Source organism: Geobacter sp. PheSNFMC (assembly GCF_059620965.1).
The window spans coordinates 1-4824 of record NZ_JCAMRN010000115.1; the positions used below are offsets into that span (position 1 = coordinate 1).

A 4824-nucleotide genomic window follows, 5' to 3' on the forward strand; every position below is an offset into this window, starting at 1 on the left:
AATGCCGACGGTGCGGCCGAGAGTGCGGTAGACGTTGGTGGCGCCGATGTTTCCGCTACCGGTGACGCGGATGTCGACGCCGAAGGCACGAGCCAGGAGCAGTCCCGTGGGAATCGATCCGACTAGGTAGGCGACGGCGGTAAGAATGAGTTCGTTCAGCACGCGGGTCTCCAGCTATTAACGAAACGTTCGCATCCTACACCACTGTGCGGGATGCGGCAATACGAGAACAGTCATTGTTTTGTTTTACGAAAGACGAAAACAGCCGCAACAAGCAACAAGATGTCACGGAAAATGGCCGTCCAGGCAGTGGTTTTCTCTCCTCCCTGGCGGAAACAGCCGCAGTCGATGTCAAGCCCGCGAGCCACGGTGGAAAAGAGCAGGACGATGAACAGCATGTTCATGGCCGCCACGAGGGCTGCGGCGCTGCGGGCTCTCCAGCCCGTCACGAGCAGCAGGCCGCAGATGGCCTCAATCCACGGCAGGATGGCTGCCACCAGGTAGTTGCCGGCATACGGAAGCAGTTGGTAGGCGGCCACATTGCCGGCAAAGGCGGGAGGATTGGCTATCTTGATGAGCGCAGCATAGAGGAATACCGCGCCGAGAGCAACCCGCAGCAGGGCTGTGAGGTGACGTTTCACCGCATCCATCACGAACCTCCCGTGGTAACCGGATAGCCTGCGTCCCGCCATTCGGGGAAACCGCCCTCAAAGACGTAGACCTGGGCAAAGCCCGCGCGGATGAGCTTTTCCCCCAAGGCGCGGCTGTCGTGGCAATCGTATCCGTTGCAGTAGACGATTAGAAACCGGTCCTTGGGGGTGTTGGCCGCCAGCGGCGGAATGAGCTGGTCTGCCTCGCCAAGGGGGAGCAGGACAGCGTCCCTGATGTGCCCGGCTCCGTAAGAGTCGCGGTCCCTGGCGTCGATGATGAGTGCCTCGTTGCGGTCGAAGAGCTCTTTCACCTGCATGAGACCCAGAGGAAGAGGAACGGGAGCCGTTGTGCCGGTTGCCGCCGGGGGAGGGCCGGGTGTTCCCGCACCCACGGCGCGCCCCTGGAAGACATCTGCCAGAAGCCGGTAATTCCAGGTTATGCCGATGATGGCGGCCACGGCGACAATGATCGCCATTTCGGCGGCAAGACGTTTCGGATCTGACTTCATGGCGTTGCGGCTGCCCCCTTTCCTGCCGGCGTGTAGCGGATCACCGTAGCCTTCTCCAGGGTGATCATCCCGCCCGTCATCATGTCGTCTATCTTCGGCATTAGAGCATCGAGCCGCTCCTGATCGTCAACCACTTCCACCACCATGGGCAGGTCGGCGGAAAGATCCAGAAGCCTGGCCGTATGACAGACGCTTGATGCCCCGAAGCCGGCCACCCCCCGCAGCACCGTGGCGCCGGCGCATCCCTCACGCCTGAGCAGCTCCAGAAGCGCCTCATGGAGAGGGCTGGATCCCCACCGGTCCCCTTCGCCGATGAATATCCGCATGAGTATCTTTTCACCGATGAATCTCGTCATGACGCCTCCCTACAACTGCCGCGCCGCCACGATACCGGCCCACGTGCCGACGAGGCAGAGGGCCACGCTGGCAAGGACATTAAGCGAGGCAGAGAAAAACTCACCATCTTCCAAGAGCTTGAACGTCTCATAGCTGAAGGTCGAAAAGGTGGTGAATCCGCCGAGAAAACCGATGGTGAGCCCCAGGCGTAGTTCCTGGGACATCACGGTGGTCCGGAGAGCGGCTTCCATGATCAGGCCGATGAGGAATGACCCCATGACGTTGACCGCCAGCGTCCCCCAGGGGAACGCCCTGCCGGCCAGAGCGTAGACCCCGCCCGCCAGGAGATAGCGGGCGACGCAGCCGATGGCGCCGAAAACGGCTATGGCAAGGATGGTGGTCATGAATGGGTGCCCAACGAGGCGGGGAATGCTCACAGCCCGCCGGCGATCTTCCAGCCGTCCTTCTCCCGGTGCAGAACAATGGTTTCCTGTCCTGTCAGCTCAAGGACGCGCCCCTTGACGTTCGCCTTCATCACGTAGCGTCCGGCGACCTCGGCAGTGGTTCCATCCAGGCGGATGCGGCGGTCCAGTGAGCGGTACCCGATCGGACCGGAGTGCAGCAGGTTCTGCTCCAGGTCGGGCCGCGCCTGCCGGTACTCGGGCGAGAGAAGAGATGCGTAGAGGGTTACGTCTCCCCGGCTGAGCGCCTCCTCCCGCAGCCGCAGGACCTCTTCCACGGCGCGCCGGTCTCCGCCGCAGCCGGCAAGTGAAAGCAGGAGCAGCAGCGCCGGAAGGCGTCTCATGTCAGAAGTTCTTGTCCAGGAACGAGCGGGCCTCGTCAACGTACTTGCTTGTGCGAAACTCGCTGAAAAGCCGCTGGAACGCCTCGCGTCCGCCGGCTTTGTCACCGGCTTTGATATAGGCCTTGCCCAGGTAGTAGAGGGTCTCGTCGTGGAGCGGAGAACGGGGATAGCGCTTCAGGGCATCCTCCAGCCGCTTGATGGCGGAGGTGTACTTTTCGGTACGGTAATAGAACTGTCCCACGTAAATCTCGTACTGGACCTGGTTCTGGCGGGCCGCTTCAAGCTTGTTGCGCACCTCTTCCGCATACTCGGACTGGGGATAGAGGCGCAAAAACGACTCGAAAATGGTGACCGTATTGGACACGGGGGTCTGGTCGGTGTCGAATCCATGGATCTGGTTGAAATAGCTCAGCCCCTGGCGGTAAAGGGCATAGGCCGACTTCTCGTGGTTGGGATGAAGCTTGCGAAACTCTTCGTAGGATGCGGCAGCTTCGATGTAGTTGCCGCTGTCGAACTGGGCGTCGGCGATCTTGATCTCGGCCAGGGTGATCAGTTCGGGAGAAATGTAACTTTCCTTCACCTTGCGCCACTGGGCTATGGCGTCCTCGAATCGACGGGAATTCTGAAACTCCTCCGCCTCCCGGGCCATGGCCTCGGGGCTGCGGCTCACCGGAGCCGTAGATGAGGCGAAAAGCCCGCAGCCGGCCACAAGGAGCAGCGGGAGGAGCAGGGTGGGATAGAGGGGGCGGAGCCTGGACACGTTCATGGTCTCACCTTCCGTCGGATATCACTGATGAAAGTAGAAAAATCACCCGGCAAAGTCAAGCAAAGTTCCCCCGACTCCGGCCGGGGAAACTTTGCGAACCGGTGAAACGCCTCCTGTCACTTCCGTTTCCGTCTGTTCGGATCGAGTTCTTTCTTTCTGAGCCGGATGGACTGGGGGGTCACTTCTACCAGTTCGTCGTCGTCAATGAACTCCAGGGCCTGCTCCAGGGTGAGGATGCGCGGCGGGGTGAGCTTGATTGCGTCGTCCGAACCGGAGGCCCGGACATTGGTAAGTTTCTTTCCTTTGCAGGGGTTCACGTCCAGATCGTTGTCCTTGGCGTGCTGGCCGATGATCATCCCCCCGTAGACTTCCACACCGGCACCGATGAAGAGAATTCCCCGGGGCTGGAGAGCGTCGAGGGCATAGGCGGTGGTTTCGCCGAGTTCCATGGCAATGAGGACACCGTTCTTGCGCCCCGGGATATCTCCCTTGTAAGGGGCATAGTCGTGGAAGGTGTGGGTCATGACCGCTGTGCCCCGCGTCTCGGTGAGGAGTTCCCCCCGCAGGCCGATGAGCCCCCGGGCCGGCACGATGAACTCCAGCCGCACCGTTTCGCCCATGGGCTGCAGGGATGTCATCTCCCCCTTGCGGGGCCCCATCTTCTCGATGATGGCACCCTGGAACTCGGAGGGGACGTCCACCACCAGGTACTCCATCGGTTCCATCCTCGTGCCGTCGATCATTCGCAGGATGACCTCCGGCTTGGAAACCGCCATCTCGAATCCTTCGCGCCGCATGTTCTCGATGAGGATGGACAGGTGAAGCTCGCCCCGGCCGGAAACCTTGAACGTGTCCGCGTTGGCCGTATCCTCCACCCGTAGCGACACGTTGGTGCGCAGCTCCCGGTCAAGGCGCTCCCGGATGTTGCGGGAGGTGACGAACTTCCCCTCACGGCCGGCAAAGGGAGAGGAATTGACAATGAAGTTCATTGAAATGGTCGGCTCGTCGATCGACAGATAGGGAAGCGCCACCGGATTGTCTGCAGTGGCCAGGGTCTCGCCGATGCCCACGTCGTCAAAGCCGGCCACGGTGACGATGTCGCCGGTGCATGCCTCGGGGATCTCCACCTGCTTGAGCCCCTCGTATCCCAGGAGCCTGGTGATACGTCCCCGCTGGATGCTTCCGTCGCGCCGCACGAGCGCCACGGTCTCGCCGGCCTTCACGCGGCCGTTGAATATCCTGCCGGTGGCGATCCGGCCGATGTAGTCGTTGTAGTCGATATTGGTCACGAGGAGCTGGAACGGGGCCTTCGCATCGCCGGCCGGCGGATGGACGTTGCTCTCGATCACCGCGAAGAGGGGCTCCATGCTGCTGGAGTCGGAATTGAGGTCGAGCTTGGCGAACCCGAGCTTGGCGCTGGTATAGACGATGGGAAAGTCGAGTTGCTCGTCCGTGGCGTTCAGTTCGCAGAACAGGTCGAAGACCATGTCCACCACCTCGTCGGGGCGTGAGCCGGGGCGGTCGATCTTGTTGATGACCACGATCGGTTTCAGGCCAAGATCGAGGGACTTCTTGAGCACGAACCGGGTCTGGGGCATGGGGCCGTCCAGGGCATCGACCAGAAGCAGCACCGAATCGACCATCTTGAGCACCCGCTCCACTTCGCCGCCGAAGTCGGCGTGGCCCGGGGTGTCGACGATGTTGATCTTGTAGCGGCCGTGGTGTACCGACAGGTTTTTTGCCAGAATGGTGATGCCC

The 4824-nt window shown here is 61.6% G+C and carries 8 protein-coding genes; all 8 read right to left on the reverse strand.

Features of this window, described 5'->3' with window-relative positions; all coding sequences use genetic code 11:
- On the reverse strand, positions 1–162 hold a 162-nt coding region (locus tag AC6CDK_RS17550; protein ID WP_496639945.1), incomplete at its 3' end, for a glycerol-3-phosphate acyltransferase.
- 71 nt (positions 163–233) lie between these two features.
- A complete protein-coding gene (locus AC6CDK_RS17555) occupies positions 234–650 on the reverse strand; it encodes a MauE/DoxX family redox-associated membrane protein (protein ID WP_039642748.1) in 417 nt (138 codons plus the stop codon).
- Positions 650–1159, reverse strand: a complete 510-nt coding sequence (locus AC6CDK_RS17560; RefSeq protein ID WP_039642746.1) for a rhodanese-like domain-containing protein — start codon at positions 1157–1159, stop codon at positions 650–652. The genes AC6CDK_RS17555 and AC6CDK_RS17560 overlap by 1 nt, the downstream gene beginning before the upstream one ends.
- Entirely contained in the window at positions 1156–1515 is a 360-nt protein-coding gene (locus AC6CDK_RS17565; RefSeq protein WP_039642745.1) for a DUF190 domain-containing protein, read from the reverse strand. The genes AC6CDK_RS17560 and AC6CDK_RS17565 overlap by 4 nt, the downstream gene beginning before the upstream one ends.
- A 9-nt stretch (positions 1516–1524) precedes the next feature.
- Complete coding sequence (gene crcB / locus AC6CDK_RS17570; RefSeq protein WP_039648060.1) at positions 1525–1899, reverse strand: fluoride efflux transporter CrcB; 375 nt, start codon at positions 1897–1899, stop codon at positions 1525–1527.
- A 29-nt stretch (positions 1900–1928) separates the two neighbouring features.
- Positions 1929–2300 carry a nuclear transport factor 2 family protein gene (locus tag AC6CDK_RS17575; protein ID WP_039642744.1) on the reverse strand — a complete coding sequence of 124 codons (372 nt, stop codon included), beginning with the start codon at positions 2298–2300 and terminating at the stop codon, positions 1929–1931.
- 1 nt (position 2301) lies between these two features.
- Positions 2302–3066 carry an outer membrane protein assembly factor BamD gene (locus AC6CDK_RS17580; RefSeq protein WP_039642741.1) on the reverse strand — a complete coding sequence of 255 codons (765 nt, stop codon included), beginning with the start codon at positions 3064–3066 and terminating at the stop codon, positions 2302–2304.
- A 116-nt stretch (positions 3067–3182) separates the two neighbouring features.
- The coding region (typA, locus tag AC6CDK_RS17585) for a translational GTPase TypA (protein ID WP_496639944.1) at positions 3183–4824 on the reverse strand (1642 nt) is incomplete at its 5' end.